Raw genomic sequence first — 26,627 nt, 5'->3', positions numbered from 1 at the left:
AATGAGAAGGTTGGTAAAAACCAGCCTTTGAAATTTTGAGGATCATCAGACCCGAGAAACGAGAAGAGCCATCAGGCTCTTCGAACCCTGATAACTTTCAGGATTTCCGGGAGTATGATTGATCCCCCGGAAAACCCGGTCCATTTTTACAACGATACCGTCTCCGGTGCAACAGGAGAATGTTTTTACAATCCCGCATCGAACGTATCGAATATGGAAGAAGACAATGAATACCTCGCCGTTCTTGACTACCTTTACAGCAAGTCCCTGATGCTCCAGGACACGGGGGGGTTTGACAAGGTCCTTTATTTCTACCTCATCGACTCCCTCGCCCATATCGATTATACCGCGGGAATCCTTGCCTATAATTTCGGGTCGCCGAAGAATATCATCGGCGCCGAGTACCTGCGCTGGCGGATTGATGAGGAGAAGAAAGGCGACCGGGCAAAATTCCCCGGCTTTGTCAACTGGCTCCGGGAGATCAAGCCGGAAAAATTCAAGGTACTGCCCTCGCTCTGGCAGATGATCTACGATACCGAAGACCCGGCGAGTTACCGGAGTTTCCGGATCGTGCCCGACCCGGACAGCAAGAGACCCCTCTCCCCGGATTTCTTCTTCGCGGTCATCGATGAGTTCTTCGATACGGAATTCCTAAAAAGCCTGTACGCGGATGCCTCGCTTGGCACTCTCTTCACCGCGTATTGTGCCGACCACTGATACTTACTCATGAGCCTTCACCATGCATGTCAGCTGCATCTGTTCAGACCTTGTTAAAATAAGGAGCGAGAACCCCCCGGGCAGGACCGATGAGGCGATCGAATACATACGTGACTTTCTTGATGGCATTGGCATCCGCTCATCTGTCTCCGGCAATGGTGACGGCATGGAGAACCTTGTTGCCATAAAAAAGGACGCCACGCTGATGTTCTGCGGGCATGTGGATGTCGTTCCAGCGCTCGATACCGGCTGGAGCCGGCCCCCGTTCTCCGGTGCGATTGATGAGGGGTATGTCTGGGGCCGGGGTGCCACGGACATGAAGGGCGGGTGCGCCGCGGTCCTCTCTGCCTGTAAAAACCTCGCGGATGGGGGTGAAGAGGTACCGGCAACGCTGGCATTTGTCTGCGATGAAGAGACCGGGGGGGAGAACGGGACCCGCTACCTGCTCGCCAGAAATGTGATCCCGCCATGCGACTGTATCATTGCCGAACCCACGCCGGCCCGTCATCCGACAATCGGGCAGAAAGGGCTCTGCCGGCTCCATATTACGTTCAATGGTGTCCCGGCCCACGGGTCGCTCTACCCGGCGGTGGGTACGAGCGCCATCATGGAAGCGATGACGTTCCTTGCGTACGTGAGGACCCTTTACGATACTGATTATCCGGTTGGCCATCCCCTGCAGGAAATTATTTCCCGATCATCGGAAATACTCGGGCAGGAACTGAAGATCGCGGGCGTGAGCGACGTCCTGAAGAGACTGACCTTCAACCCGGGGGTGATTGAGGGAGGCGAGAAGTCCAATATCGTGGCCCAGCACTGCGGGCTCGAGCTCGAGATGCGGATTCCGTGGGGATGTCCGATCCCGGACCTCCTTGCCGGTATATCAGCCCATGCCGGAAAGGGAACGGTAATAACGCAGGAGTCCTTCGAGCCTTCCATCGCCGACCCCTCGTCGCGGCTTGTTGCCGTTACCTGCGGGGAAATTGAACGTGCCTGGGGCGGGACCGTCTTCCCCATTGTCCAGTGGGCGGCAAGCGATGCCCGTCACCTCCGGAAGTGCGGGTTCAGCGTGATCGAGTACGGCCCCGGTGAGATCTCGGGCCTGCATGCGGTGAACGAGCGTGTCTCGATCGATTCGCTGGAAAAAGCAACCGGTATTTATAGTGGCATCATGCGACACTACGCGGGAGATGTCCCGCTGAATTAACGCCCTGTTTCCACAACGTTCTTCAGTTTTTCCCGGTTCCGGCTATGGATAATGAAACGCTGAATAACCGGTTTCTGGACCAGTGACCCGTCCGGATCCCAAAAAAAGAATCTGAAAATTATTTTCTCTTATTCCCTGCCCTCGCTGCAAGACCGGCAATGACTGCAAGGGCTCCCAGTGCCGTGAGCGGGGAGAGCGGGGCATATGTTGTCTTCGTTTCCACCGTTGCGGTGGAGACCGGTGTCTGCCGGAGGGTCTCTTCTGCGGCCGGGGCAACGGTTGTCATTGTCAGGGACGGGGTTGCCGTGGTATAATAGGTCCCGAGCCGGCTCATCGTGGGGGTGACCGTTGCCGTCTCACTGTAATTGAATGTCTGGAATTTTCCTCGCATGCTCTCCCGGTTATCCAGCGCCTCGGTGAAGCCCGGATCGATCCCGAGTGCCTTACTGAAACATTCGGTTGCATCGGCCGGCCTGCCCAGTGCCGCGAGTGTTTTTCCCTTGTTGTTCCAGACCGTTGCATTCTTGATCGTTATACTGGTCGCCCGGTCAAATGCGGAGAGTGCGTCTTCATATTGCCCCAGGTTCATATACACGATGCCGAGGTTGTTCCACAACTCCATATTCACGGGATCGATGACCGTGCATTTTTTGTAGGCAACAACCGCGCTTACCGACTGGTTCAGCATCTGGTAGGCATATGCCTGTTTGTAGCAGGCGTCCGGGTTATTGATCTGGACGGCGTACAGGTCTTCATAGGCAACCACCGCCTCCTCGTATCTCTGGAGTCTGAAGAGCGCAAGGGCCCTTGCGCTGAGGCCGTTTTTGTCCTGCGACCGGATTGCGAGGGCCTGGTTTGCGGCATCCAGGGCGCCCGTGTAATCGCCAAGTGCATTGAGGGCAACTGCCTTTCCCGACAGCGCCGAGGTAAAATTCTTCTCGATCGCGAGGGCGTTATTAAAATACGTGAGCGCCTCCGCATATTTCCCCGCGTCAAGGGCCGCCAGTCCCCTGGTTGTCCAGTCGAGGGCGTCTTCGGCATGGACTGACGGGACGAGCAGCAGCATGGCAAGAATGATCAGGATCAGTGTTTTTGACTGCATAATCTCATGACGAAATTTCCCCTGATCGCAGATGAATGTATTGTTTTTTAAAAGGAACGGGCCCGTTTCAGGAGGTGGTTGGGGACCGGGCTGCCAAATCAAAAGTCTTGAGTTTTACAGACAAGTTCCGTCCACGGGACCGGAAGAAGCTTATACCCGGACACTCTGATCCAGCCTTACTACTTCTTCAATGGTGCAGTTATCTATTGGGGGAATGGGCAGGCCCCGCCGCAGCCGGACAATAATCCAGCCGTCAACCACTTCCATCAGGTTGGCCCGGCATTCTTCGAGAGTTTTTCCGGTGGCATAGACTCCTGCGAGTTCCGGGATCTCGCCGTAATAGGGTTCATCGTCCCCGATGATCTCATACCGTGCATGACCAAGAGCTTTCTCAATATATTGCAGGATCAAGGTACCACCACTCTCCGGTACTGTTTATTAAATCCTGACCGAAACACCGTAGATATTTGCACTGGTGGCATATCAAAATCTCTTCAGAAAAAATTCGCGGACCGCATTAAGCCGTCCCGTAACATGATTGCCGTGAATTGTGTTTCATGTACCTGATTCATCGCGAAGGAAGCGGCCTCATGCGGATCCTTTTTTCTTCGATTACTGAGAAATGGCCCTCCCAGTCAGTACGTGATTTGAGGATATCAAGAATACATGGTGCTATGTGCGCCGGGTTTTTGAGAGGCAACCTCAGGAGGATGATTCCGGCAGATGGACAGAGATTTTCTTTTACCACCAGTTCGCCAAAATCCTTGTCATAGGTCAGGATAAGCCGGTTATCCCGGCAGGCCAGTCTCATGACGTCCAGATCAGAGATACCGGGTGCCTCGGTCCGAACCCAGAGAATATCATATCCTTCCTCTGCCAGCGCCCTGACGACCGATGATGAAATATTTTCGTCGGCAAGCAGTTTCATCCGGTGCTCTTTCCCTGATGCGGCGTAGCGTATACCCGTTCGTCGCGGACGATCTCCTGTGCATACCGGATGCACGCAAGGATATCGTCACGTCCGAGTCCGGGATATTCGTGCAATACGGCGGATTCAGTCCACCCGGATGCAAGGAGTTCAAGAATAAAATCGACCGAGATCCTTGTCCCCCGGATAATGGGTTTTCCGGCAAGTACTGACGGATCAAGAACAATCCGCGGGACTTCTGTCATGAAAAACAATCGTAGCCTGAGAATATTATACTTATGCTGGGCCGGAAATTTTTCTCTCACTATTCTCCGGAATTTTTCCCGGACCGGAAGAAAACCCGGTCCAGCATAATGCATCTCAACAAAATCTCCGGGCCTGTTTTCTGATGAACGGTTTCTGTTGACATTTGTGAGGGGAGAAAACATGCAGGCAATAGGGATCCTCCGATATCCGGAAGAAATGTTTTTAAATTTTTTACAATGCAAATTTTCTCCGGTGAAATCCCTAAAAATATTTTGGGGAATCTTTTCTCGGGCCCGGTAAATTATCTCTTGTGGGTGGAAAATTTTCCCGGAACTTTTTTTAAAACTTTTTCCGGCATTTTTTCCCTGTCGAAAAAAATTCCGCTGCCAAACCCATTCAAAAATCTGCCGGAAAATTTGTGCACCTCATCCCTGAAATCCCCTCCCCCAAACACTCTTTTTTTGAGTTTACAACCTTCCGAATCCGGGCACGTTACGGGCTCTGATTCACCATTTTTCCGGAACAGAGGTCTATACGGGCCCGGATTGGGATCCGACAACCCCTTGTTTGATACAAAACTCCTGGAGTTTTTTGCAGAACAGGGGGTCCGGCAGATGTTCACGATTCTCCATCTCTCGTCGGTGAAATCCGAATTAGCAGGCGATAATGCCTCCAAATGTCGCGGAAACGGTGGGAGGGGGAGATCTGGCCGATGAACATCTGCTCTGGACACGGGATCTTCCAAACCCGGGTTTCTTCATCTCCACCCTCCCGCGACCAGAACATCGCGGCAGCTACCTCTCCTCAAGGGAAACAGGTTCTAAACAGGCCGGTTTTTCTCTGCGGATATCTGCCCTTTTTTTCAAAAGGGGATCGCATAGGGGTTTTCCGGAACACTTCCCCCAAAAACCCCCGAAACAGGCCGGTCCGGCATTGATGAAAATGGGCGATCCGGGGCTGCTGCGTGCCCGGATGGACAGAACCGGGGGTGCAGGTCTCCAACATTGTGCTGATCCTCGCTAAGTGACGGTGCCGGGATCCCGAGGAGATATTTTTTACGATGTGAAACCCCGCTTCTCCGTTGTAAGCCCAAGGTCGAAGACTTCGTCTTCTTATCGTTCAGCCCTGCCCTGTCATGTTTCACAAAGTCGAAGGTCGGCTTCGCCTCCCCTCTTCTCGTAGGGGTTTCGACGAAACCCCTCCGACCCCCAAAACAGGGGTTCTTTTCGTTTTCCGCTCCTTATGGTCGATCCGGACCCTCTTCGCCCCTCTAAAAGCGGCTAAATACGGCCTCTCTTCTCCGACGTGAAAATGAGAAAAAACGGGGAATTAGTGCCTCATTTTCGGGAATTATTACCTCCCGGAGGGTTGCATCTACATTGCCGGGGGAAGGCCTCCGACGGAGACTCATGATGCGAAGAGTGTATGTCTCCCATGGTCTCGGATCCGGGTGGTGATCTCTCTGACTGTTCTCGCCGCCATCGCCGTTACTTCAGCCTGATCAATTCCCCTAACCTACTCATCGACCCGGAGTCCGTAAAGGCATCACGACGCAAAAGGCGGGCTTGATCAATAAAAAAATTATTGGATTGCGAGAGGAACCAAAAGAAAGATCCTACTTCCTCACCCCCACCGTCACCGCCGCGATCGCCGTCACACAAAACGCAACAAAAAAACCCGCGCCATCCGCAACAATCCCAGCAATAAACGGCAGCAAAGCCATCCCCAGATAACTCATCGTGGAGAACAACCCCATCGCAATGCCCTGGTGCTCGCGGATGCGGGAAAGGAACGCCATCTGGGCGATCATGACAACGCCGGCCAGGAATCCCAGGACAAGGAAACCGAACGGGGAGATGAACGAGGTCATGACGCCCATCACCATCAGGAACGCGGAGACCCGGATCGCGAGGATCTCATCGAACGGGAACCGGGAGATAATGAGCACCGCGATGATTGTCGCTATGCTCATGCCGGCGATCCAGTAACCAAGGATATCAGAGGATGCCCCGGAAAATTTCGGGTAGAGGGAAGTGACGACCCCGGTGATGCCGATCAGGACGATGGATGAATACCAGATCCACCGGTATTCCCGGACGAGCGAGAGGAACGCGGGAAGATCCCGGTCGGTTGCAGGAGCCGCTGCAACACGGGGCTCGTGGGTGAGCAGGCCGGTGATTGCCGGGATGATCGTGAGTGAGGTGAAGAAGATGATCCCGGCCGCGGGTTCATGAAATATCTCTGCCAGCACGCCGGCAACGATCAGGCCGAGGACGAGCCCGGCATTCATCAGGGCCATGAGATAGCCGCTCAGCCGTGCATGGTTCTCGTCCGCATTGACAAAGGACATCGCCGGGGCAACGAACAGCCCGGCACCAATCCCCTCCATGAACCGGGCGGCGAGCGCCGGAACTGTTGCCGTTGTCATGCAGATGATCGCCCCGCTGATGACGGTGACGATGAGCCCGGTGCGCATCATGGCGAAGCGCCCGTACCGGTCAGAGAGGATCCCGGAGGGCAGCGTGCTGACAACGGCACCGAGGAAATACGCGGAATAGATGGCCCCCTGCCATGAGGACCCCGTGGCAAACGCGGGGAGCACCGGGACAATGGCGTTGGACAACGCCATGACCGAGAAGATGCCGAGAAAAAGGGTGATCCGGGATCTCATCACACCATCTTTTCAGACCATACGGTAGGTCTCGAGGTTCATGGGAGAGTGGGTCTCGATATGGTAGCGCTTGTAGATGGAGCTCGCGAGATCGATCGTGTTGTTCTCATCCCCATGGATGCAGAAGATCTTCTCGGGGCGCGGCGAGATCTGGCCGATGTAGTTCATCAGCTGCCGGCGGTCCGAATGGCCGGAGAAGCCGTCGACTGTGACGATCTCGAGGTTGATCGTGATTGTCCCTTTCCGGCCCATCGGCACTTCGCGCCAGCCTTTCTGGATCCGGCGGCCGTACGTGCCGTCAGCCTGGTACCCGACAAAGATGAGCGCGTTCTTCTCGTCCTGCGCAAGGTTCAGGAGGTATTCCATGACCGGGCCGCCGTTGAGCATGCCGCTTGTCGTGATGATGACGCAGGGGTCGCCGGCAATCACGCTCTCGCGGAGCTCCTGGCTGTCCACCTGCTGGAAGCACTCGGCAAGGAACGGGTTCATGCCCTCGCGGAAGATCAGGTTCCGGAGCTCGGTGTTCAGGTACTCCGGGTAGGTGGTGTGGATTGCGGTCGCCTCGCGGATCATGCCGTCGAGGTAGATCTTCACCTTCGGGATCTTGCCCGTGCGCATCCCCTCTTCAAGGGCAAGCATGACTTCCTGCGACCGGCCGACCGAGAAGGCAGGGATGATTACCTTGCCGCCCCGCTGGATGACGGAGTTGACCGTTTCGTACAGCCGTGCTTCTGCATCCATGCGGGGCTGCTGGAAGTCGTTACTGCCGCCGTAGGTGCTCTCCATGAAGAGCGCTTCGAGCCGCGGGAACTGGTTGATCGCCGGGTTGAAGAGCCTGCTCTTCGCATAATTGAAGTCCCCGGTAAACGCGATGTTGTACATCCCGTCGCCGAGATGGAAGTGGGCGATCGCGGAGCCGAGGATGTGGCCGGCATTGTGGAACGTGAGCTTGATGTCCGGTGCAATGTCGGTCACGCTGCCATAGTTGAGCGTGATGGAGTGCCGGATATAGGTCCTGACCTCGTTCGAGGAGTAGGGGACCTTGCGTCCTTCCTTGTTGATCACGTCGAGGTAATCGAGCTGGAGCATCACGGAAAGGTCCCGGGTAGGGGGTGTTGCATAGACCGGCCCTTCGTACCCGTACTTGTAGAGCAGGGGGATGAGTGCACAGTGGTCGAGATGGGCGTGCGTGAGGACAACGGCATCGAGCCCGGAGAGTGGGTAGATCTCCGGTACATAAAGATATGGTGTTCCACCGGCATTATCGGGTTTCTCCCCGCAGTCGATCAGCACCTTGCTGTCCGGTGTCGAGAGGAGGAACGCGGCCCGGCCGACCTCGCGGCAGCACCCGAGCGTGGTGACCCGGACCCACTGGTCTTTCCGGGCGGTCTCGTCTCCCTTTCCCGGGAGGTCCCGGTGGATCCTCCGGCCGATGGTGCGGAGGAACTGCTTGCGTTCCTCGTTTGAGGACCGGAGGTACTGCCGGACCTGCTTGACCGTGGTGCTCTCGATGGGGGGGGTCCGGACAACCTTGGGCGTCCAGCCGATGTGCTTCGTGATGTCCCGCAGCGTTGTGCCGTTCTTTCCGATGACGACGCCGGGTTTCTCGGCTTCGATGAGTACTTCGCCGGTGTCGGCATCAAAAAAGATATCGGTGATGCCGGCCGTTTCCGGGACAACGGACTTGATCTCGTTATAGGCTTTTTCCGGGTCCTCGAGGATCGTGGGCCTGACGACAATCCGCTTGCGCAGGTCGCGGGCCAGGATCTTGATTAAGTCCGCCTCATCGGCAAACCGCTTGGGGTCGTCGGTATAGATGACCAGTTCCGGTCCTTCAAACTCAACCTGCGTTACATTAATGCCGCGGGGCACTTTGGTATTGATTTTTTCCTTGAGCTCTTTGAGCCGTTCTTCAATTTGCATAAAATAATCGTCCTAAAAAAGTTATACGAAGGTTTTGGCAGAATATTTCATGACTGCATCCTCGCTGAGTTCCTGGTACTTATCTTTCGTGATCACAACAACATGGATCCCTTCACCGGATGCGGAATCGCGCTTCATCGCGGATTTCAGGCCGCGGATCGAGAGTTCGATCGCCTCGTCCTCGCTCATGTCCGGCTTGTACCGGTCTTCCAGCACACCGTACGCCATGGGCGAACCGGAGCCGGTTGACACGATCTCCTCTTCCTTTGTCGCACCGCCCATTGCATCAACGGAGTAGACGCTCGGGCCCTTATCGTCAGTGCCGCCGACAAGGAGCTGGACATAGTATGGATACATGCGGTTCTGGTTGAGATAGTTCGAAAGAAGCGTTGCCGTGGCACCGACCGTGATCGGGCGGGACCTGCGGATCTGGTACAGGTTGCATTCCACTGAAAGGATGCGTGCAAGCTGCTGTGCATCGCCGACACCGCCGGCTGTGGTCAGGCCGATCCGTTCTGCGACCTGGTATACTTTCTTGGCTTTCTTGCTTGCGATCATGCTGCCCATGGTCGCCCGTTTCTCGGTTGCAAGGATGACCCCCCCGGTAAAAACAATGCCGATCGTGGTCGTTCCCTTCATGGACTCCTGTAACTGTTCAGGCATATTAACACCCCAAAAACAAATAAACGCCTAAAATTTGCTAAAAGCGCTTTAAAATATTTAAATGATATTGGGAAACTTAAAGGTTTCTAACGGTGCATCACCGCGTGAATTATTTTTCACTCCGCCGAACACTGAAAAAACATTCAGCGCGCAGGATAACCATTTTTTCTTGGAACGAGGGTCGGGGTGTTAATACTAGTATCGGTGAAATTCGCGATCAGCAGCGCTGTGCCGGAAAGGGGCGAGCCGGTGAAGTTGGCGACGGGGACCAGGTCCCGCTCGAAATGGTAAACGTTCGAGATCGTCCCATAGAATGCCGAATGCTGGCGTCCACCCCCATTGTACATGTTCTCTCCTACATGGAATGCGGATGACAGGGAAGTGTCCAGCGCTCCGCCGCCGGTTGCCGGACCCTGTGAAACATTGTTGATATACCGGTTGCCTGAAACAGATGAAAGGAGAAATCTCATGGAGAAAAAATTATATTGATGAAAGTGATTTCTTTGAATCTTCAGTCAGTGCAGGAACGAATTCCTTTACCGGCCCGATTGAAGTCCCGTTCTTCAGCGCTTCCCCTTTGAACACCCAAACCGGTTCGAGATATTCTTCCTTGTACGCTACCGCTGTTGTTTCATATCCCAAGTATATTTCGTTGATCGAGATCGTGTCGGGTTTATCCGGACCGGCTGCGGTTGAAATTCCTTTTTGTTTCAGGGTCTCAATAGAAGATTCTTGGGATTTGACAGGGTATTCTCCGATTGTCTCGTAATCTTTCCAGTTGGAGAAGAACCGGATCACATCACCATGCCCTCCAATCTCGATCTCAAATTGCGTTCCTTCGACCTTCATTCCATTGATTTCGCGGGTATACCAGACAAGAATATCTTCCCAGACCACCGTTTTCGATCCGTTGCTCTTGTTCGATTTGTACACTTTCCGGTGTTCTGTTCCTCCGACAAAGGCACCGTCAGGTAAAAGATCCCGTTCTTTCAGGAATGATGTGGCAATCTTCTTTGCTTCTTCATCGGTGGGGAGATTTTCTGTAATGTCGATCCCATTAGGAGTATCGGATCTTTCTGAATCCCAATACACACTACCGCCATTTTTATATAACATCACACGATATGTCATATTCTTTGAAGATACCGAAATAACTGAGTCTCCTTCTTTTGGTTCGTTGAAATCAGTGATATTGAATTTCTTCGCAAACGCAATGGCATTGGTTTTCGTCACCTTCGGCTGAACCGTCTTATATACGGCAACCTTTTCCGGTGCATTTGGTTTCTTGGCAGTGAATTCGATTTTATAGGATAACGATCCTCCCGCCACTTCACCGGAAATACTCTGGAATTGTTCTTGAAGAGATTCATTGGTCAGTATTTTTTGAGGTGTACTTGATGGCTGAAGCCAGAAAGCAATCCCACAAATACCTGCAATTACTAGAATCAGGCATAATCCGATAACATGTTCTTTTTTCATCATCATCACCGTCTTATGATGTTATACATTCGAAATTCTCCCATTCGATATCGTAATTTCCATTCTGGTCCTTTGTCGGAGATGATGTGCAATAATCCCCGAATCCCGGGAGATAGTCGTTACCGCAGGGATTTGCCCACATGTAAGCCCCCTTGATATATTCTTTGTTGATTGTTTCCTGTAACGTCATTCTCCAAGCATCTCGAATTTTCATTCGATCATATCCCCCACCCAACCCAGTTAACATCTGCGCATATTTCGTTCCCTGCCCCTCGTACAACAACCCATGCGTATCGAACCCGTTCACAATATGCACCCCGTTGAACACGGATTCCCAATTCGTCTGGGTGCTCTGGTTCAGCACATCGCATGCAAAGAATGTAACCCATTTTGCCTGGTTGCCTCCTAACTGCATGTTTGTACGGGATAATTCAAGGGCTGTATTTTGTGTACCGAACACTATCCCGTCATTCCATCCGTGCCCGACAAATACAGAGAAATCCGCATTATCTGCATAACTGCTTGCCTGTTCCGCAGTACTCCAATGTACTGAGCCGGCATTGTCATCGAGGTATATCCCCCGCCCGTACCAGCACTTATCGGTATCGACCGTGCCGCACTGGCCATTAATGAGATTATAAAAATCACCGGGCGTTTGATTTCCCATGCTTAAATCGTCCTGCGTGCCATGGTACATCCCGACCCCCTCAGCATAAACATAAAATGTCGTCTGCGGCGCCGCTACCGTCACATACTCCACCTTCGTCTCCGTATCGCTCCCGCCCGCATTCGTTGCCGTCAGGCTGACATCGTACGTTCCCGCTGCAGTATACGTGTGCGACGAATTCCGGTTGGTCGACGTATTGCCATCACCAAACGACCACGACCAATTGGTCGGCGAGCCGGTTGAGGTATCGGTGAAGGTGACGTTCAACGGCGCGGTGCCGGAAAGGGGCGAGCCGGTGAAGTTGGCAACGGGGGCCAGGTCCCGCTCGAAATGGTAAACGTTCGAAATCGTCCCATAGAATGCCGAATGCTGGCGTCCACCCCCATTGTACATGTTCTCTCCTACATGGAATGCGGATGACAGAGAAGTGTCCAGCGTTCCGCCGCCGGTTGCCGGACCCTGTGAAACATTGTTGACAAACAGTTCCCCTCCCGCGATATTGCTGTACTGCCAGACGATCGAATAATTCGTCAATGGGGAAAGAGGTGATGACAGGGGGGACAGTTCGGCCCAGCTGTGCGTTACATGATTATAACCAAGGACTTGGATGCGCCCGTTGAGTCCTGAGCTGGAGGTTCCGAACATGTACATGTTATAGACCCAGTGTGTACCGTCTGACAGATCACCGCGGTTCACCAGATCGTACGCATAATTCGGGGCGAGAGAATTTGCACGCATTGTGAACGATACATAATGATCGTAGTCCTGGGCAGACTTTGCACCGGAAGGGGGACTGGCAAATTTCCCATTGAAAATGAACGGCGAACCCAACGCCGCCAGACTTGTTGCAGCGGTTGCATTTCCTGTTGCAAATGTAGTATTAGAGGAGGATTCTCCTCCATACGTCGTGCTGCTATTACTCATTGTATCGGATTGGACATTCAACCCGGTAACATAATCAGCAGGTATCATTGTTGATTCGGTTAGACTTTCGTTTACCGTGCCATTTGATAACGGGTCCGCACTGACCGCGGGAATAAGGATCAAGATCGTTATCATCGTTATGAACAGTATGGTGTCTGGTTTCCATGATTTCATGTGCTGATGCCTCCTATTCAGCCCGGCAGAGGCACGACACAAATCTTCATAAGCGGAGGAAGTAAATTGTATTATGCCTTACAGGCAGGAACGGACTCATCTGATCCTCGTAAGATGGGTGAGTCCGTCCTTTCTTTTAAGCGAGTTGAATTAGGCAGTGAATTTCAACTGCCGCATTTGTGGTTTCACGTTCAATAACTATATATATTTTGTTTTTTATTTTTAAAAATGTTAAATGCTATAAAAATTTTAAAGGTTGTTAAAATTATACAATGACGTTAAAATTATTAGTTATTTTAAAATCTCTTTTTACTTTTTGATGCCGGTATAGCCCACGAACATCAGGTCGGCCCCACGTTTCATCATCTCCTCGCGGGCGAGCCTCCATCATCCCATCACCGTTTGGCTTTTTTTAAGACAACTCTGTCAGACCGGCGCCCGTTCCTAAAGACATTTTCATGCTTGCCCACGACAATTTTTCAAGAGACCCGGTAAAGGAATGGCTACACTCTGTAGAGTGAGCATAAGAAAAGAGATAATTTTTATCGCGTTGATGCGGCTCTAAAGGTTTTTATTCAGGCTCTTCGTTGCAGAAGGCCTTGATCAGGTCACGGTCATAGAGCATGGCCACTAGTTTCTTGTCGCCGTTCACGACGGGCAGCTGGTCGACACGCGAGCGGCGCATCTTCAGTGCACATTCGCTCACTTCAGCGTTCTGCGGGACGGCCACGACATTCTTGACCATCGCAAGCTTGACCGGCCGGTTGGGCAGCTGCACCTTGGAGATGCCGAAACTGATCGTGTGGTTGTCCCGGATACTCTCCCAGGTCCACTCGTCATCATCGGTCCCGTTCGAAAAGTCGGAGACGCCTACGGAATCCTCGATGCTCGAGCTCCGGATCAGGTCCCGCTCCGAGATGATGCCCTGCAGCCTGTTCTCGCTGTCGAGGATCGGGACCGCATCGACACCGGAGATTTCCATGACGCGGCCCACGACCGGCAGGGGCGTCTCTTCCCAGAGGGCAAACGTGCTGCTGGTGTACTTTTCCTTGATCTCGTCCTTGATCTTCATCTGGGCAAGGGCATGGATGATGTCTGCGACCGAAAGAAGGCCGAGCAGGTGGTTGTCCTCGACAACCGGCAGTCTCCGGATGTGTTTCGTGACAAGGAGGCGGGCGGCCTCGCGGATCTCCATGTCCGGGTCGATGGTGACCGGTTTTGAGGTCATCAGGAGCCCGAGCTGGGTCTCTTCCGGCTTCCGGAGCAGGTCTTTACGGGTGATGATACCGACGATCTTCTTGTTCTTGATGACCGGCACACCGGAGATTCCCGTGCGCTTGAGGATCTTGAGGACATCATCGCGGTTGCCCGGGATTTCGACGTGGACCACGTCGGATGTCATGTAGTCTCTGACAATCATGTCTGTTATGATCTCACCACCATCGTGGAAACCTTGCTGTGGGTGACGATGAACGTGCTTACCGATCCGATGAGGAGCCGGTCGGTCTGGCTCTTACCATGGGAACCGACAATGACAAGGTCGGCCTTGATCGTGTCGGCAAGGGCGATGATCTCGCTGCCGGCATGGCCGAACTTGAGGTGGGTGATGAGGGTGACGCCATGGGAAGCAGCCTCTGTCTTTGCCTTATCGATGACTGCCTCGCCCTCTTTCTGGAGGACATTGTACATAATCTCCACGGTATTATCGGTCGGGAGCGAGGAGAAGAGACCCGTCTCGACAACGTATGCTGCGTGAAGCTTTGTGTTCCCGGCCTTGGCCATCTCAATTGCCCGGTTGAGGGCATATTGTCCTGCCGGCGAGCCATCGAGTGCTACAAGAATAGTATTAAACATGAAAATCACCCAGAACAAACATGGCTGTTTTATTGGATGTCTGAATTAAAAACATTTGTGCCGATCAAGCCAAATGAAGCCCGTTTAATGATTGAAGTAACAGGATCGCGGCTGAAATTCAGCGCGTTTTTTTCCGGCCGGAACACGAACAAATTTGCCGGTGCACCTTCCCGGATATAAAATGGTTCGCCGGCCAGGGCTGAACCGGCAATAGCGGAACGGAGAGTTGCAACGGGACTGGTCCGGTAAACCGTTGACAGGAACGCCATCTCCCCGAACAGGTCCGGCGGCACGAACATCACGTTGTCGGTCCCCAGCCAGACTGTGCAGCCCAGTTCCTCCATCACCCGGACCGGGGGATGGCGGGAGGAGCCCGTGACACCGAGTGTCCAGTTTGACCGGGGGCATACGACAACCGGGACCTGCTCATCCGCACAGCGCCTGAGCTGCTCTTTTGTTGCATGGGTTGCGTGGACGATGAAGTCCGGGTCGAATGCAAGGGCCGTATCGATGTCCCCTGCGTCCCGTTCCCCGGCATGGAACGCAATTTTTTTCCCCGCCACTCGTGCTGCAGCTACCGTTCGTTCAAGGTCCGGAACGTCACGGGCGCTGCTGATCCCAAGGCCCCCGGCGATTTTCTCGCCACCGTCACGCCCGAAGATCTCTGTCCGGAAGGGCAGCCCTTTACCGGCATCCTGCAGGGCAGTCACACCCTCCGCCCCGCCTTCACGGAAGTCTGCACACCCGGCAGTGCCCGCCGCGACCATCCCTTCCATGCTCGCCCGCATGCCGGCGACCAGGTCCGCCCGGGATGCAGCCCGGAGAAGCCGGTGCTTCAGGCCGTCCGGGGGGGTGACCAGCGCAACAAGATCACCGGTCGCCCCGCAGTCCATCGCGATAGTGTCCCCAAGGTGCGTGTGGGCATTGAAGAACGCCGGGCAGATCCATGCCGGGGGCGCCCGGGGATTCTCCTCGATTGCCGCAATCGTCCCGTTCTCGATAACGATATCAGCGGGAATGAGCGCGAGCTCCTCCCCTACTAAGGCAGTTCCGGAGACAATATGAGGGTCTTTTTTCATAGAGCGTATCTCTCCTTTATATATCGAAAAATGAAATATATTTGCATGGCAAAGAAGCAAGGTGGAAGATTACTTTCCTCAGCAGGACTCGTCAATTATTATGAGAGCGAGGACCGTCGGGCTGTCCATATCAGCCCCGTCACCGTGATGGTCATCGCCGCCGTGATCGGCATCATCATTATGACGTTCAATATCGTGTTCCCCGGATAACCGGGAACCTTTTTTTAGGACCATTCCTTCTTCAGCACGCGGCGCGTGATGTCCTCCTCTCCCGAGAAGTAGAGGTTGTCGTGCCCTGTCCATGCCGGGCAGTTCCGGAAGATGACTGCAGGGACGCCGTTGTCGCTCTCGCCCATCACGAAGTTGGAGAACCCGGCGATCTCGTCGACAACCGCTTCCTCCGTGATCTTCAGCACGTGGCCGAACAGGTCCGTGTCGCCCCGGAAGTCGCGGATCGCGGTCATGCCGCTCCACCCGATCGCGTTGCCGGTCTGGCCGCGCCGGAACGACCTCCCGCAGGTATCGGTAATGATCACACCGACATCCTTGCCGGAGATCTCCTTTATCCTCTTTCGTACATCCTCCGCTGCCTCCATCGGCTCGGGCGGGAGGAAGATCACCATGCCGTCCTCGATATTGCTCTGGTCCACCCCGGCCCTGACCCCGATGTGGCCGAACGAGAGCTCGGAGAGGATGAACGGGTGCTCCATGATGATGTCCGTGGAGGCATCCAGCACGGCCTGCACGAACCGCGGGTCTTCCCCGTTCAGTTTCCCCAGCCGCACCGCCCGTTCCGTGGGCGTGATGGCCGCAAGGGATTTGGTATATCCTTTCGCTTTTGAGTAGATGGTGGAAGCGATGCAGAGGATGTCGCCATCCATGACCGGTAGGCGTTCGCAGACCAGTGCTGCGACATCGTCGCCGGCCTGGATGAGGGGGAGCCCCTGCACGCCAAGCACCTGAATTGATCCTGTCATCACATCTTTATGAGACGAACAGCCGATATCAGGATTTCGGATTGATTGTGGAAGTGGGTGGATTTCGAAAGATTTGGTCGGATTTTTCTACAATCCTATTTTTTGAAAAAAATGATCGGTTCCGTTCATCCTTATGAAAAAGGATGGCTCCCCGCCTCAGGGCCTCTCCGAGGCACGGCGGGGCAAGTGAGTAAAAAAAAATGAGAAATTCATTAAAGAATCGTCATTGAGTGAAGGAAATTGATACGGTCTATTCATTATGGATTTCCCCATTTTTAATTTTCTATAAGATATTTATTACAAATAATGTTTGATTAATGGTAATGAATATCTATGTAATTGTAAGAAAAATTTGGTTAATTGTTCTACTAATTGCATTATGCATAATCGTCTCATCACTTTTCTTTCCCTATGTGATTATTGGATATCCGAATAGTCCCATCATTTCTGTGAATTCTAATTATGAAAAAAACATTTTTCAACCGAATGCCTTTTTCAAGGAAAAATATGTATCTGAAATTTATCCAAAAGGTGAAGAAATCATTTTATCAGAATTACAGAAAGTGAAACAAATAGATGATAATGAATTAAAATTGGATGAAATTTTTAGATGGGAGATGCATGATTGGTACGATCCTCTGTGGGAACCGAATAATTTTTATTACTTCAATCAGTCTATAAATTATATTAGTTATAATAATGAAAGTAATAAGATCCGAACGAATAATTTTTTTGCATTTCATCATTATCGACAACAAACACCTTCTGGTGTTTACTACGGAAATGATCCATATTGGATAGCGTACAATAAAGTTGGTGCCTGTCAAGAATTGTCTAATTTGTTTGCATATATGGCGGCACAATCTGGAATTAAATCGAGAACTGTTCAAACAATATGGGATCATCAATGGGTTGAAGTTGAGATAAATGGAGAATGGAAATATTATGATCCTTGGTGTGCGGTTGAACATGGTTATTACAATTCATCTGATGAGAATTTGACATTCAAGTCAAAATGGTATAATTATCCTGAAAATTTTAGAGATAATTGTCATGGAATGGCCTACGTGAATTTTTATAATGATGTAATTCCAAATCCTGTCGCCACCCAAGTTTATTCATATTCTTATATTTGGCACGACATCAAGAAATTCGAAATTTTTTAAATTGCTTTTCAGTTACTGATCCGCCGCGGGGGCGCCCCGTCGGGGGCGGCGGTGTCTATCGTTGAAGGGGGTATGGGGGTCTCAACCCCCATCATCAATTCCGGCATATCGTGTTTCCGCTCCAAGCGCCAGTATAGCTCCCGGGTAGTAGCGCCGATATGTTTTTATGATGATCGCGTGAATGACCTCATAGGTATGTACCTCATAATCCGGTGTCCGAGCTGCAGGACATTTACTTACGTGGACAATTTCCAGCGCTGGAAACTCTGTCCCACCTGCGGGCACGCCTATGAGGTGGCAAAGGCCCCGACCTATCTCGATGTCCATGACCACCACGAGGCCGAGCACATCGTCCGCCAGATGGAGAAACACCTCCACGCCACGAAAAAGAAGGATTTTTCCCCGGAAGAGACCGAGGAACTGCGCCACCATTACACCACGCACCTGCGCACGAAAAAGCACAATTCCGTGCACTGACCTCCTTTTTTTGTTTATCCTGGTTATCCCGAGGATTACGCGTCATCGGAATGGATTGTCCCGCGCACGTACGAAGCGGCAACGCCGGCCAGGCACAGCACGGTGAAGACAATGAATGCGACCGTCACGCTGGTCATGAGTGACGGGTATATGGCGGGCGTAATGGTCTCTCCCCCGATGAAGACCGTGAAGCAGAACATCGCGATCGCCATCGAGATGAGCTGCCCGAACGACCGCATGGTGGCATTCATGCCGGATGCGATGCTGAGATGTTTCTGCTGCACCGAACTCATGATCGCGTTTGTATTGGGAGAGGAGAAGAGGCCGTAACCAAGGCCCAGCACCATCAGGCTCGCAACAATTACCCAGAGCGGCGTGACCGGCGTGAGGAAGATGAAGAACGAGAGCCCCAGCGTGGTCAGTGCCATGCCCGCGGTCGAGACGATCCGTGGCTCGACCCGGTCGGAGAGCCTGCCTGCGATGGGCGAGAAGATCATCTGGACCACCGGCTGCGCGACAAGGATGAGCCCGGCGGATTCGGCAGAGAACCCCTGGATATACTGGAGATAGAGGGAGAGAAGGACGCCAACGCCGAATGTTGCACCATAGTTGATCATGGCGGCGATGTTGGAGAAGACGAATGTCCGGTTGTCCGCGAATACAGAAAGGTCGATGAGCGGACTGGACGACTTCCGTTCCCACCCGGCAAAGGCAACTCCGGCGACCAGTGCCACGACAATCCATGCAACACCGGTACTGTCCGGGAGGAGGAGCATCCCATAGATAAGGCAGAAGAGCATAATGCCATAGATCACTGCCCCGCAACGGTCAAACATCTCACCGGCAGCATCTGCCCATTCGTGCCGGACGCCCTGCAGGGTGAGTGCGATGGTCAGCAGGCCAAGCGGCACATTGATGAGGAAGATTGACGGCCAGCCGAAGTGATCGGTCAGTAACCCGCCAAGGAACGGCCCGAGTGAGAGACCGGCATAGACCGTTGCGATGATGATGCCGAGCGCCGCCCCGCGTTCTCCCGGGCCATAGACCTGAGTGACAATTGCAAGGGACGTGGCAAAGAGCATCGCACCCCCGATACCCTGGACAAACCGGGCAGCGATCAACAGCCCATCACCCGGAGCAAACGCACATGCCAGCGAAGCAATGGTGTAGATAAGGACACCGGCAAGGAAGACTTTCCTGCGCCCGATGATGTCGGCGTACCGGCCGAACGGCACGATGAAGACCGCAGCGGAGATGATGTACGCGGAGGTGATCCAGCCAAGGGTGACCGCATCTGCATGGAACTGTGCTGCTATCGCCGGCAGGGCAACGGTAATTGAAGAGCCGGTGAACGGGACGAGGAAACTGGCGAGTGCGGCAACAAGGAGGATGGTCTTTTTCTCGCGGTCATCGATCATGGGGGCACCGGTTATGCAGTGATCTGCTGTAGGCACAGTCGCAATAAAAAACTGCACATGGGCGCGTCAGCCGGTGGCGGGTCCCTGGCGGGATGTATCCCCGGACCGGAAATAACCCGGGGGGTGAAGATCTCAAACCGCGCACTGTTGCCGGGGGAACAGTTCATCTGCTATGCACCGGCATTGATCTGTAGGAGTGATAAATGTGGAAGCAGACGTGGTGGTGGCAGGTGCCGGGCCGGCCGGGCTCTTCTGCGCGATCCATGCTGCCGGTGCCGGCTGCCGGGTCCTCCTGCTTGAGAAGAATGAAAAGCCGGGCGCCAAGCTCCTGCTGGCCGGTTCAGGGCAGTGCAACCTCACGCATGACGGGGAGATCCGGGAGTTCGTCACCCATTACGGCGACCATGGCAGATTTGTCAAACCTGCCCTGATGTCGTTCACCAACCGCGATCTTGTTACATTTTTTGAAAGCAGGGGGCTTGCGATGATGACGGAGGATTCCGGGAAGGTCTTCCCGGGGACCCGGCGTTCGGAGGATGTGCTCACGCTCCTCCTTGCAGAATGCAAAAAACATGGGGTGACCATCCGGTGCAGCGAGCCGGTGGAGACCGTGTCCCATGGGGGCGGGACGTTCACGACCACGACCCGTACAGGGCAGTATCATTCAGGAATCCTTGTCATCACCACCGGGGGTGCCTCGTACCCGAAATGCGGGACAACCGGGGACGGGTACCGTTTTGCGGAAGCGCTCGGCCAGCCGGTGACGGAGATCGCACCGGCCCTTGCCCCGCTGCTGGTCCGCCCGTTCCCGTTCGCGGGCCTTGCCGGGATCTCGTTCGAGCGGATGCGTTTCTCGGTCTGGCGTGGCGGGAAGAAACTCGCGGACCATACCGGCGATGTCCTCTTCACTCACCTCGGCCTCTCCGGCCCGGGGATCCTTGACGCCTCGCGGGACATACAGCCCGGCGATCAGGTCCGGCTCTCGTTTGTCGGTGAAATGCGGCGCGAGGAATTTGCCGCCGACATCGCGAAGCGTGCCGCCGGGAACACCGGCTGGCAGGTGAGCACGATCCTTGCAAAGTACCCGATCCCGGAGCGGCTGAACCGGAAACTGCTGAAACTCTCCGGCATTCCGGAGGAGCTGAAGTGCGCCCACTTTTCGGCAGAACAACGGAACCGGCTCGTGACGAACTGCACGGAATTCCCGCTGGTTGTTGAACGGCTCGGTGAGTTTTCGGTTGCGATGGCAACCCGGGGCGGCGTTGCGCTCGACCACGTCAGCCAGAAGACGATGGAATCCAGGATCGTGCCCGGCCTATTCTTTGCCGGGGAAGTGCTGGACATCGATGGCGACACTGGCGGTTACAACCTGCAGGCCGCGTTTTCGACCGGGTATCTCGCGGCGTTGGCGATCTGGAAAAAAATGATGGAAAAACCGGCCTGACCGGCGGATGCGGAACCCGGGACCTGATATATATATCGCCCTCTTTTTAATCCCGTACGGTGAAGAGATTACCATGGAGCCAGAATTCAAAAGGAAATGGGGCCTCATGTTCAAGGCCCTCCTGATTATGCTCGCCCTCCTTTTCCTGAGGACTGCTATCGATCTTGCCGGCTACGATATCATACCCGTCAACAGGGTTGTAGGGGCCTTTATCACCGGCGCTATTTTCACGATAGCGATTATCTTCACCGGCACATTCACCGATTTCAAGGAAAGCGAGAAAGCAGGCAGTGATCTTGCATCGGCACTGAAAGCACTGTACAATGACAGCTGTGTCCTTCCGCTTAACGATGAAGCCCCGGCCCGGGTCTTCCGGCAGCACCTCCGTGACCTCCACCGCACGATCCGTGACGGCCTGCGGGAGAACCGGTTCAGCCTTGGGGAGGTCAACCGAGCCATGGATGTTCTCAACAACGATGTGCGGACCCTCTCGTTCCTGAACGTGGCGCCACCGCTGATCGCAAAACTCAGGAACGAGATGGGGTCAATCGACAGGATCTGCAACCGGATTGAGGTGATCATACGGACCGATTTCATCCCTGCTGCGTACGCCCTTGCCGAGCTCGCGACCGGGGGGGTCATCCTGCTCATGCTCTTCATTCATCTGGACAATATGTTTGAGAGTACGACAATCTTTGCAATCGTCTGCACCATGCTCATCGGACTGTTACTCCTGATCCATGACATGGACAACCCGTTCGAGTTCGGGCCGGATGCGTATGCCGATGTTGACCTGGAGTCGCTGGTCTTCCTGGAGACTTATTTCGATGAACAGGACGCAGCGATGGCGAAGAACCCTCTATCACCTGGTTAAACCATGATGGGGGAGCTACACCCACCTTTTTTTTGCGATATCTCATGAGTGTAACATTCACTTCAGGAGTTATCACACCTCGGGGGGAATGCAGGACCAATGATCCGGCACCGCTGTACTCTTACGTGCAGATGATACGTTGTTAACCGTTTAAGAAAAAAGGGAACTGGTATGACCGGGTATTGTTTTCCGGGATGAGAGAATGCCGGTCTCCCGACAGATTACTCTTCTTTCCTGCCGATCCTGCCGGGACCGATCACGATCCCGGCCCTCTTGATCAGGTAATAGCCTGCAGCAAGACAGACCAGGATCACACCGATCCCCATCATTTCAATGCCAAACTCATAACCGCTCATGGCTGCAGTGGTGGTTAACGTTTTGCCGTCTACCATGGTCGTTGTATACGTGGTGGGATCGAGAAGGATCACTTTACGGGCCACCGCGATGATCGCAAGCAGGACAACGATCTCCACGTGAATCGTGTTCTCGCGGAAGTATGCCTTGATCGTATCAAGCAGCTCGACGCCGATGAGCACCAGCAGGAATGCACCGAGCACCAGGAGCATTTCGTGGGATTCCAGGAGGTAGGGGGAGTCAATCCACAGGGATTTGAAGAGGAACACGAGGAGATCGACAATTGCGGCTATAACAACCACTATGAGCATGATCATCAGCGCAGCATAGACTATCTTTTCAAACTTTTCGACAGGGCCAATAATATCCATTTTCATCCCTCAAACGGTATCAGGTCCGGCAGTGCCGGGTCATACAGGTTCACAACATCCCCGATTACGATCACGGCCGGGGGTTTTACACCGGCCTTCTTTGCTTTACCGGCAATCGTGGCAAGGGTGCCGGCAGTAACCCGCCGGTCCTTACGCAGGCCCCGCTCGATGATGGCGACCGGGGTTGTGTCGGATTTTCCATGTTTCACCAGTACTGCTGCAATCTTCCCAAGGTTAGCAACACCCATAAGGATGACGATCGTCCCGCGGCTCTTTGCCAGCAGTTCCCAGTCAAGGGCCGGCTCTGCCTTCGTCGGGTCCTCGTTGCCGGTCAGGATTGTGACCTGCGAGGCATATTTACGGTGGGTGAGCGGGATCCCGACCGATGCGGGGACGGCAAGGGCGCTGGAGATCCCGGGGACCATCTCGACAGGAATCCCCGCGACCCGGACGGTCTCGAGTTCCTCGCCGCCCCGGCCGAACAGGAACGGGTCGCCGCCCTTGAGCCGGACCACGACGTTCCCCTTCTTCGCACGGTCGACCATCAGTGCTTCGATCTCATCCTGTTCGAGCGTGTGCTTCCTGCCATACTTGCCGCAGTCAATCTTCTCGGCCCGGGCCGGGAGGGAGGCAAGGATCTCCTCACCGGGTAACTGGTCGAACAGCACCACATCCGCGGCATCGATCACTTCGCGTCCCCGCTGCGTGAGGAGCCCCCCGGTCCCGGGACCCGAGCCCACAAGGTACACTTTTCCGTTCATGGTGTAATCCCCAGTTGCCTGTATGCCTCGTCGATAAGGCCCCGCGCCTTTTCCCGCAGCTCGCGGCCCTGTGCCCGTGCCTGCTCGATAGTTGTCACATCGACCTCGATCCGTTCCGTCTGTTTCCCGTCAAGCGAGAGCACCTCGGCGATGAGGTGGCCGGCCCGGCAGTAGATGCCAAGCGGCGTGAAACAGCCCCCGCCCAGCTGCTCCATAACAGCCCGCTCGATCAGCACATCGGTCCGGGTCTGCGGGTGGTCGAGTGCAGAGAGGACTTCCATCAGTGAAGGGTCGGCCCGGCTGACCACCGCTATCGTGCCCTGGTTGGGTGACGGGACGAACTTCTCCGGGGGGAACGGCTCGCCCTTGATCTGGATCCCGAGCCGGGTCACGCCGGCCTCGGCAAGGATGATTGCATCGTATTCGCCGGCACTCATCTTCCGGATCCGGGTGTCCACGTTCCCGCGGAGATCCTTAATCGTGATATCCGGGTCGTGGCGGAGGAGCTGGGCGCGTCTCCGTGTGCTTGAAGTCCCGATGATGCGGACATTCGCCAGTTCGCCCCGGTGGGCAATGAAATCGGCCGGCGAGTCGCGTTTCAGGATCGCGGCGGTGAAGAGGCCGCTCGGCCGGTACGCCGGGATGTCTTTCATGCTGTGTACTGCACAGTCAATGGTTCCATCAAGGATCGCGTCATCGAGCGCCCGGACGAACACGCCCTGTCCCCCGATCGCGTGGAGAGGTACCTGCGTGGTGGTGTCGCCCTGCGTATTGATGATGATCTTCTCGGCCGCGATATCCAGTGATTCCAGCTTCTTTATGACCGTCCCGGTCTGTGCGAGGGCAAGCTTGCTCCCCCGTGTCCCGATCCTTATCGACATGTTCTGTACGCCTGTGCCAGGGCAGTGAGATCGTGGTCGGTGTGCGCTGCGGAAAGGAAGTTGGTCTCGAACTGCGAGGGTGGCAGGAAGACCCCGGCGTCCAGCATCTTCTTCCAGAACGTGTTAAACGCGGCCGTGTCGCACTCCTTTACTTCCCGGTAGTTCTGTGGCGGGCTGCTGCGGAAGAAGTACTTGAACATCGAGCCGAGCCGGATAAACGAGCCCCGGTCGTTCCTGTCCAGCGATTCCTCAAGCGCCCGCGTCTTGTCGTCAAGCTCGCGGTATAATTCCGGTTTCGCATGGAGCCATTCGATCGTTGCCATGCCGGCCGCGAGCGAGAGGGGGTTGCCGGAGTACGTCCCGGCCTGGTATACCGGGCCCTGCGGTGCCACCATCTCCATGATCTCCCGCCGGCCACCGAAGGCCCCGATGGGCAGGCCGCCGCCGATGATCTTGCCGAGCGTGGTGAGATCGGGTTTTACCCCGTACTTCACCTGTGCCCCGCCGATACCGACGCGGTAGCCGGTGATCACTTCATCGAAGATGAGGAGCACGTCATGGGCTTTCGTGATTTCCCTGATATCGCGGAGATAGTTGTCCTGCGGGAGGATGGGGCCGACATTGCCCTGCACTGGTTCAATGATGAGGGCGGCGATGTCCTTGTTTGCCGAGAGCATGGCCTCCAGCGCTTCGGGATCATTGAAGGGAACCTGCCGGGTATGGGCCACGAGATCGGCGAGGACACCGGCGGAGTCCGGGACGCCCATCGTGGTTGCGCCGGACCCGGCCTTCACGAGCACCGCGTCATGCGCACCATGGAACCCGCCCTCAATCTTCACGATATCTTTTTTCCCGGTAAAACCGCGTGCGAGCCGGATCGCGGCCATCGTTGCTTCCGAACCACTTGAAACGAACCGGACCATGTCCATGCCCGGGTGGTCACCGGTGATCCGTTTCGCGTAGGCCGGCTCGAGCGGCGTGGGCGTGCCGTACAGCCAGCCACGGCCGAGCTGGTCTTCGATCGCATTGCGGATTGTCGGGCGTGCATGACCGAGGATCAGCGGGCCGTAGGCCATACAGCAGTCGAGGAGCTCGGTGCCGTCAACGGTCCGGATATGCGAACCTTCCGCCAGTTCCGTGTAGAACGGGTACGGTTTGATCGCACGGACCGGGCTGCTGACGCCGCCGGGCATCAGGGTCTTTGCGAGCTCGAAAAGATCGCTGCTTGCATTATGCTTCATCGAGCCACCCGGCAACCTCGCCCGCAAAATAGGTGATGATGAGATCCGCCCCGGCCCGTTTGATGCAGGTGAGGCTCTCGAGGATCGTCTCTTTCTCTTTCAGCCAGCCGTTCGCGGCGGCGCCCTTGATCATCGAGTATTCCCCACTCACCTGGTACGCGGCGACCGGCAGCCCGATTGTTGCGACTTCCGAGAGCACGTCAAGGTAGAACCCCGCCGGCTTCACCATCAGGATGTCTGCCCCTTCGTCCGCGTCCATCTGCGATTCGAGGAATGCCTCGCGGCTGTTCCCGGGATTGATCTGGTAGGTCGAGCGGTCGCCAAACGAGAACCCGGAGTCCGCTGCTTCCCGGAACGGGCCGTACAGTGCAGACGAGAACTTGGTGGAATAGGACATGATCAGGACTTCGTCATAACCGGCTTCGTCCAGCGCCGTCCGGATGGATCCGACCATCCCGTCCAGCATGCAGGAGGGGGCAACAATATCGGCGCCGGCCTCCGCGTGGCTGAGCGCGATCCGGTCCATCAGCACGAGCGATGCATCGTTGAGCAGGTCCGTGCCGCCCCGGGTCTTCCCGATGATCCCGCAGTGGCCGTGGTCGGTGTACTCACAGGCACAGACATCTGTGATGATGACCATCCCCGGCACGTCTTCCTTGACCCGCCGGACCGCCTGCTGCACGACGCCCTCCGGATCATACGCGGACTTTGCTTCCGGGTCCTTGTCTTTCGGGATGCCGAAGAGGAGGATCGCCCGTATCCCTTTCTTCCAGAGCGCCGATGCTGCACCGGCAATACCGTTGACCGGGTATCGGAACTGGCCGGGCATTGCCTCGATGGGCTTGGGGGTGGTGATCTGTTCATCAACGAACAGGGGGGCGATCAGGTCGTTCTTCGAGAGGCTGCACTCGCGCAGGAGCGGCTGGATATTCCGTGAGCGTGTCCGCCTCATCCGGCGTTTGGGAAAGATACTCGTGTGTGCCACCACCTGTTATTGGTTGAATACATTTTTTGAGATCCATCGTATTT

Annotated in this window: 28 protein-coding genes; 7 read left to right on the top strand and 21 right to left on the bottom strand. The window is 54.9% G+C overall.

Annotation, left to right across the window (positions count from 1 at the left end; translation table 11 throughout):
* Positions 1–213 precede the first annotated feature (213 nt).
* Both M0R30_RS09780 and M0R30_RS09775 read left to right on the top strand, forming a co-directional pair.
* Positions 214–717, top strand: coding sequence for a hypothetical protein (locus tag M0R30_RS09780; RefSeq protein WP_292546479.1), 504 nt, complete (start codon positions 214–216; stop codon positions 715–717).
* A 22-nt stretch (positions 718–739) separates the two neighbouring features.
* Positions 740–1,924 (top strand): M20/M25/M40 family metallo-hydrolase, encoded by a 1,185-nt coding sequence (locus M0R30_RS09775; protein WP_292546336.1) that lies wholly within the window; start codon positions 740–742, stop codon positions 1,922–1,924.
* A 118-nt stretch (positions 1,925–2,042) separates the two neighbouring features.
* On the opposite strand, the gene M0R30_RS09770 is transcribed toward M0R30_RS09775, so the two are convergent.
* The 14 genes from M0R30_RS09770 to M0R30_RS09705 form a co-directional block, all read right to left on the bottom strand.
* Positions 2,043–3,026 (bottom strand): tetratricopeptide repeat protein, encoded by a 984-nt coding sequence (locus tag M0R30_RS09770; protein ID WP_292546335.1) that lies wholly within the window; start codon positions 3,024–3,026, stop codon positions 2,043–2,045.
* A 150-nt stretch (positions 3,027–3,176) separates the two neighbouring features.
* A complete protein-coding gene (locus M0R30_RS09765; protein WP_292546333.1) occupies positions 3,177–3,437 on the bottom strand; it encodes a type II toxin-antitoxin system HicB family antitoxin in 261 nt (86 codons plus the stop codon).
* A 157-nt stretch (positions 3,438–3,594) separates the two neighbouring features.
* Complete coding sequence (locus M0R30_RS09760) at positions 3,595–3,954, bottom strand: DUF5615 family PIN-like protein (RefSeq protein ID WP_292546331.1); 360 nt, start codon at positions 3,952–3,954, stop codon at positions 3,595–3,597.
* Positions 3,951–4,199 (bottom strand): DUF433 domain-containing protein, encoded by a 249-nt coding sequence (locus M0R30_RS09755; protein WP_292546329.1) that lies wholly within the window; start codon positions 4,197–4,199, stop codon positions 3,951–3,953. Before M0R30_RS09755 ends, M0R30_RS09760 begins: the two co-directional genes overlap by 4 nt.
* 302 nt (positions 4,200–4,501) lie before the next feature.
* A complete protein-coding gene (locus M0R30_RS09750; protein ID WP_292546327.1) occupies positions 4,502–4,822 on the bottom strand; it encodes a hypothetical protein in 321 nt (106 codons plus the stop codon).
* A gap of 993 nt (positions 4,823–5,815) precedes the next feature.
* Positions 5,816–6,871 (bottom strand): MFS transporter, encoded by a 1,056-nt coding sequence (locus tag M0R30_RS09745; RefSeq protein ID WP_292546324.1) that lies wholly within the window; start codon positions 6,869–6,871, stop codon positions 5,816–5,818.
* Between the two features lie 12 nt (positions 6,872–6,883).
* Complete coding sequence (locus M0R30_RS09740) at positions 6,884–8,794, bottom strand: beta-CASP ribonuclease aCPSF1 (protein ID WP_292546322.1); 1,911 nt, start codon at positions 8,792–8,794, stop codon at positions 6,884–6,886.
* Positions 8,795–8,815: 21 nt separating this feature from the next.
* Entirely contained in the window at positions 8,816–9,457 is a 642-nt protein-coding gene (psmB, locus tag M0R30_RS09735; RefSeq protein WP_292546320.1) for an archaeal proteasome endopeptidase complex subunit beta, read from the bottom strand.
* 143 nt (positions 9,458–9,600) lie between these two features.
* A complete protein-coding gene (locus tag M0R30_RS09730) occupies positions 9,601–9,927 on the bottom strand; it encodes a hypothetical protein (RefSeq protein ID WP_292546318.1) in 327 nt (108 codons plus the stop codon).
* Positions 9,928–9,937: 10 nt separating this feature from the next.
* The gene (locus M0R30_RS09725) at positions 9,938–10,936 is read right to left on the bottom strand and encodes a hypothetical protein (RefSeq protein ID WP_292546316.1); all 999 of its coding nucleotides are present in this window, start codon (positions 10,934–10,936) and stop codon (positions 9,938–9,940) included.
* Positions 10,937–10,949: 13 nt separating this feature from the next.
* Positions 10,950–12,527, bottom strand: a complete 1,578-nt coding sequence (locus M0R30_RS09720) for a DUF6345 domain-containing protein (RefSeq protein ID WP_292546315.1) — start codon at positions 12,525–12,527, stop codon at positions 10,950–10,952.
* A 745-nt stretch (positions 12,528–13,272) separates the two neighbouring features.
* The gene (locus tag M0R30_RS09715; RefSeq protein ID WP_292546313.1) at positions 13,273–14,121 is read right to left on the bottom strand and encodes a CBS domain-containing protein; all 849 of its coding nucleotides are present in this window, start codon (positions 14,119–14,121) and stop codon (positions 13,273–13,275) included.
* A gap of 5 nt (positions 14,122–14,126) precedes the next feature.
* Positions 14,127–14,555 carry a universal stress protein gene (locus M0R30_RS09710; RefSeq protein ID WP_292546312.1) on the bottom strand — a complete coding sequence of 143 codons (429 nt, stop codon included), beginning with the start codon at positions 14,553–14,555 and terminating at the stop codon, positions 14,127–14,129.
* Positions 14,556–14,584: 29 nt separating this feature from the next.
* Complete coding sequence (locus tag M0R30_RS09705) at positions 14,585–15,634, bottom strand: amidohydrolase family protein (protein ID WP_292546310.1); 1,050 nt, start codon at positions 15,632–15,634, stop codon at positions 14,585–14,587.
* 45 nt (positions 15,635–15,679) lie between these two features.
* On the opposite strand from M0R30_RS09705, the gene M0R30_RS09700 reads away from it, so the two are divergent.
* Positions 15,680–15,844: a preprotein translocase subunit Sec61beta gene (locus M0R30_RS09700; protein ID WP_292546308.1), complete on the top strand. Its 165-nt coding sequence runs from the start codon at positions 15,680–15,682 to the stop codon at positions 15,842–15,844.
* A gap of 14 nt (positions 15,845–15,858) precedes the next feature.
* Here M0R30_RS09700 and M0R30_RS09695 read toward each other — a convergent pair whose 3' ends face one another.
* Positions 15,859–16,611, bottom strand: coding sequence for a coenzyme F420-0:L-glutamate ligase (locus M0R30_RS09695; RefSeq protein ID WP_292546306.1), 753 nt, complete (start codon positions 16,609–16,611; stop codon positions 15,859–15,861).
* Between the two features lie 449 nt (positions 16,612–17,060).
* Here M0R30_RS09695 and M0R30_RS09690 point away from each other — a divergent pair, with 449 nt between their 5' ends.
* Together M0R30_RS09690 and M0R30_RS09685 are read left to right on the top strand one after the other, a co-directional pair.
* On the top strand, positions 17,061–17,777 hold the full coding sequence (locus M0R30_RS09690; RefSeq protein WP_292546304.1) for a transglutaminase domain-containing protein: 717 nt from the start codon (positions 17,061–17,063) through the stop codon (positions 17,775–17,777).
* 195 nt (positions 17,778–17,972) lie between these two features.
* Positions 17,973–18,254, top strand: a complete 282-nt coding sequence (locus M0R30_RS09685; protein WP_292546302.1) for a DUF1922 domain-containing protein — start codon at positions 17,973–17,975, stop codon at positions 18,252–18,254.
* A gap of 35 nt (positions 18,255–18,289) precedes the next feature.
* Here M0R30_RS09685 and M0R30_RS09680 read toward each other — a convergent pair whose 3' ends face one another.
* Positions 18,290–19,708, bottom strand: a complete 1,419-nt coding sequence (locus tag M0R30_RS09680; protein WP_366513126.1) for an MFS transporter — start codon at positions 19,706–19,708, stop codon at positions 18,290–18,292.
* Between the two features lie 169 nt (positions 19,709–19,877).
* Between M0R30_RS09680 and M0R30_RS09675 the strand changes: the two genes are divergently transcribed.
* Together M0R30_RS09675 and M0R30_RS09670 are read left to right on the top strand one after the other, a co-directional pair.
* A complete protein-coding gene (locus tag M0R30_RS09675; RefSeq protein WP_292546300.1) occupies positions 19,878–21,116 on the top strand; it encodes an NAD(P)/FAD-dependent oxidoreductase in 1,239 nt (412 codons plus the stop codon).
* 73 nt (positions 21,117–21,189) lie between these two features.
* On the top strand, positions 21,190–21,990 hold the full coding sequence (locus tag M0R30_RS09670; protein ID WP_292546297.1) for a hypothetical protein: 801 nt from the start codon (positions 21,190–21,192) through the stop codon (positions 21,988–21,990).
* A 221-nt stretch (positions 21,991–22,211) separates the two neighbouring features.
* On the opposite strand, the gene M0R30_RS09665 is transcribed toward M0R30_RS09670, so the two are convergent.
* The 5 genes from M0R30_RS09665 to hemB are packed head-to-tail and all read right to left on the bottom strand — an operon-like array spanning position 22,212 to position 26,568.
* Complete coding sequence (locus M0R30_RS09665; protein ID WP_292546295.1) at positions 22,212–22,715, bottom strand: phosphate-starvation-inducible PsiE family protein; 504 nt, start codon at positions 22,713–22,715, stop codon at positions 22,212–22,214.
* Between the two features lie 2 nt (positions 22,716–22,717).
* The gene (cobA, locus tag M0R30_RS09660) at positions 22,718–23,476 is read right to left on the bottom strand and encodes a uroporphyrinogen-III C-methyltransferase (protein WP_292546293.1); all 759 of its coding nucleotides are present in this window, start codon (positions 23,474–23,476) and stop codon (positions 22,718–22,720) included.
* Entirely contained in the window at positions 23,473–24,357 is an 885-nt protein-coding gene (gene hemC, locus M0R30_RS09655) for a hydroxymethylbilane synthase (RefSeq protein WP_292546291.1), read from the bottom strand. The genes cobA and hemC overlap by 4 nt, the downstream gene beginning before the upstream one ends.
* Positions 24,348–25,598 (bottom strand): glutamate-1-semialdehyde 2,1-aminomutase, encoded by a 1,251-nt coding sequence (gene hemL / locus M0R30_RS09650; protein ID WP_292546289.1) that lies wholly within the window; start codon positions 25,596–25,598, stop codon positions 24,348–24,350. The genes hemC and hemL overlap by 10 nt, the downstream gene beginning before the upstream one ends.
* On the bottom strand, positions 25,588–26,568 hold the full coding sequence (hemB, locus tag M0R30_RS09645; protein ID WP_292546475.1) for a porphobilinogen synthase: 981 nt from the start codon (positions 26,566–26,568) through the stop codon (positions 25,588–25,590). The genes hemL and hemB overlap by 11 nt, the downstream gene beginning before the upstream one ends.
* Between the last annotated feature and the right edge of the window lie 59 nt (positions 26,569–26,627).

Origin of the sequence: Methanoregula sp. (assembly GCF_023227875.1) — an archaeon.
Taxonomy (GTDB): Archaea; Halobacteriota; Methanomicrobia; order Methanomicrobiales; family Methanospirillaceae; genus Methanoregula.
Note: the sequence above shows the minus strand (reverse complement) of the source record. Positions and strands in the feature narration are given on the sequence as shown.

What these genes read in the sequence shown, in the direction of transcription:
- cobA (WP_292546293.1), bottom strand. Translation starts at nt 23,476, where the DNA reads ATGAACGGAAAAGTGTACCTTGTGGGCTCGGGTCCCGGGACCGGGGGG.
- M0R30_RS09715 (WP_292546313.1), bottom strand. Translation starts at nt 14,121, where the DNA reads ATGATTGTCAGAGACTACATGACATCCGACGTGGTCCACGTCGAAATC.
- M0R30_RS09760 (WP_292546331.1), bottom strand. Translation starts at nt 3,954, where the DNA reads ATGAAACTGCTTGCCGACGAAAATATTTCATCATCGGTCGTCAGGGCG.
- psmB (WP_292546320.1), bottom strand. Translation starts at nt 9,457, where the DNA reads ATGCCTGAACAGTTACAGGAGTCCATGAAGGGAACGACCACGATCGGC.
- M0R30_RS09775 (WP_292546336.1), top strand. Translation starts at nt 740, where the DNA reads ATGCATGTCAGCTGCATCTGTTCAGACCTTGTTAAAATAAGGAGCGAG.
- M0R30_RS09685 (WP_292546302.1), top strand. Translation starts at nt 17,973, where the DNA reads ATGTACCTCATAATCCGGTGTCCGAGCTGCAGGACATTTACTTACGTG.
- M0R30_RS09720 (WP_292546315.1), bottom strand. Translation starts at nt 12,527, where the DNA reads ATGAGTAATAGCAGCACGACGTATGGAGGAGAATCCTCCTCTAATACT.
- M0R30_RS09730 (WP_292546318.1), bottom strand. Translation starts at nt 9,927, where the DNA reads ATGAGATTTCTCCTTTCATCTGTTTCAGGCAACCGGTATATCAACAAT.
- M0R30_RS09770 (WP_292546335.1), bottom strand. Translation starts at nt 3,026, where the DNA reads ATGCAGTCAAAAACACTGATCCTGATCATTCTTGCCATGCTGCTGCTC.
- hemC (WP_292546291.1), bottom strand. Translation starts at nt 24,357, where the DNA reads ATGTCGATAAGGATCGGGACACGGGGGAGCAAGCTTGCCCTCGCACAG.
- M0R30_RS09665 (WP_292546295.1), bottom strand. Translation starts at nt 22,715, where the DNA reads ATGGATATTATTGGCCCTGTCGAAAAGTTTGAAAAGATAGTCTATGCT.
- M0R30_RS09780 (WP_292546479.1), top strand. Translation starts at nt 214, where the DNA reads ATGGAAGAAGACAATGAATACCTCGCCGTTCTTGACTACCTTTACAGC.
- M0R30_RS09710 (WP_292546312.1), bottom strand. Translation starts at nt 14,555, where the DNA reads ATGTTTAATACTATTCTTGTAGCACTCGATGGCTCGCCGGCAGGACAA.
- M0R30_RS09670 (WP_292546297.1), top strand. Translation starts at nt 21,190, where the DNA reads ATGGAGCCAGAATTCAAAAGGAAATGGGGCCTCATGTTCAAGGCCCTC.
- hemL (WP_292546289.1), bottom strand. Translation starts at nt 25,598, where the DNA reads ATGAAGCATAATGCAAGCAGCGATCTTTTCGAGCTCGCAAAGACCCTG.
- M0R30_RS09725 (WP_292546316.1), bottom strand. Translation starts at nt 10,936, where the DNA reads ATGAAAAAAGAACATGTTATCGGATTATGCCTGATTCTAGTAATTGCA.
- M0R30_RS09745 (WP_292546324.1), bottom strand. Translation starts at nt 6,871, where the DNA reads ATGAGATCCCGGATCACCCTTTTTCTCGGCATCTTCTCGGTCATGGCG.
- M0R30_RS09700 (WP_292546308.1), top strand. Translation starts at nt 15,680, where the DNA reads ATGGCAAAGAAGCAAGGTGGAAGATTACTTTCCTCAGCAGGACTCGTC.
- M0R30_RS09705 (WP_292546310.1), bottom strand. Translation starts at nt 15,634, where the DNA reads ATGAAAAAAGACCCTCATATTGTCTCCGGAACTGCCTTAGTAGGGGAG.
- M0R30_RS09755 (WP_292546329.1), bottom strand. Translation starts at nt 4,199, where the DNA reads ATGACAGAAGTCCCGCGGATTGTTCTTGATCCGTCAGTACTTGCCGGA.
- M0R30_RS09740 (WP_292546322.1), bottom strand. Translation starts at nt 8,794, where the DNA reads ATGCAAATTGAAGAACGGCTCAAAGAGCTCAAGGAAAAAATCAATACC.
- M0R30_RS09695 (WP_292546306.1), bottom strand. Translation starts at nt 16,611, where the DNA reads ATGACAGGATCAATTCAGGTGCTTGGCGTGCAGGGGCTCCCCCTCATC.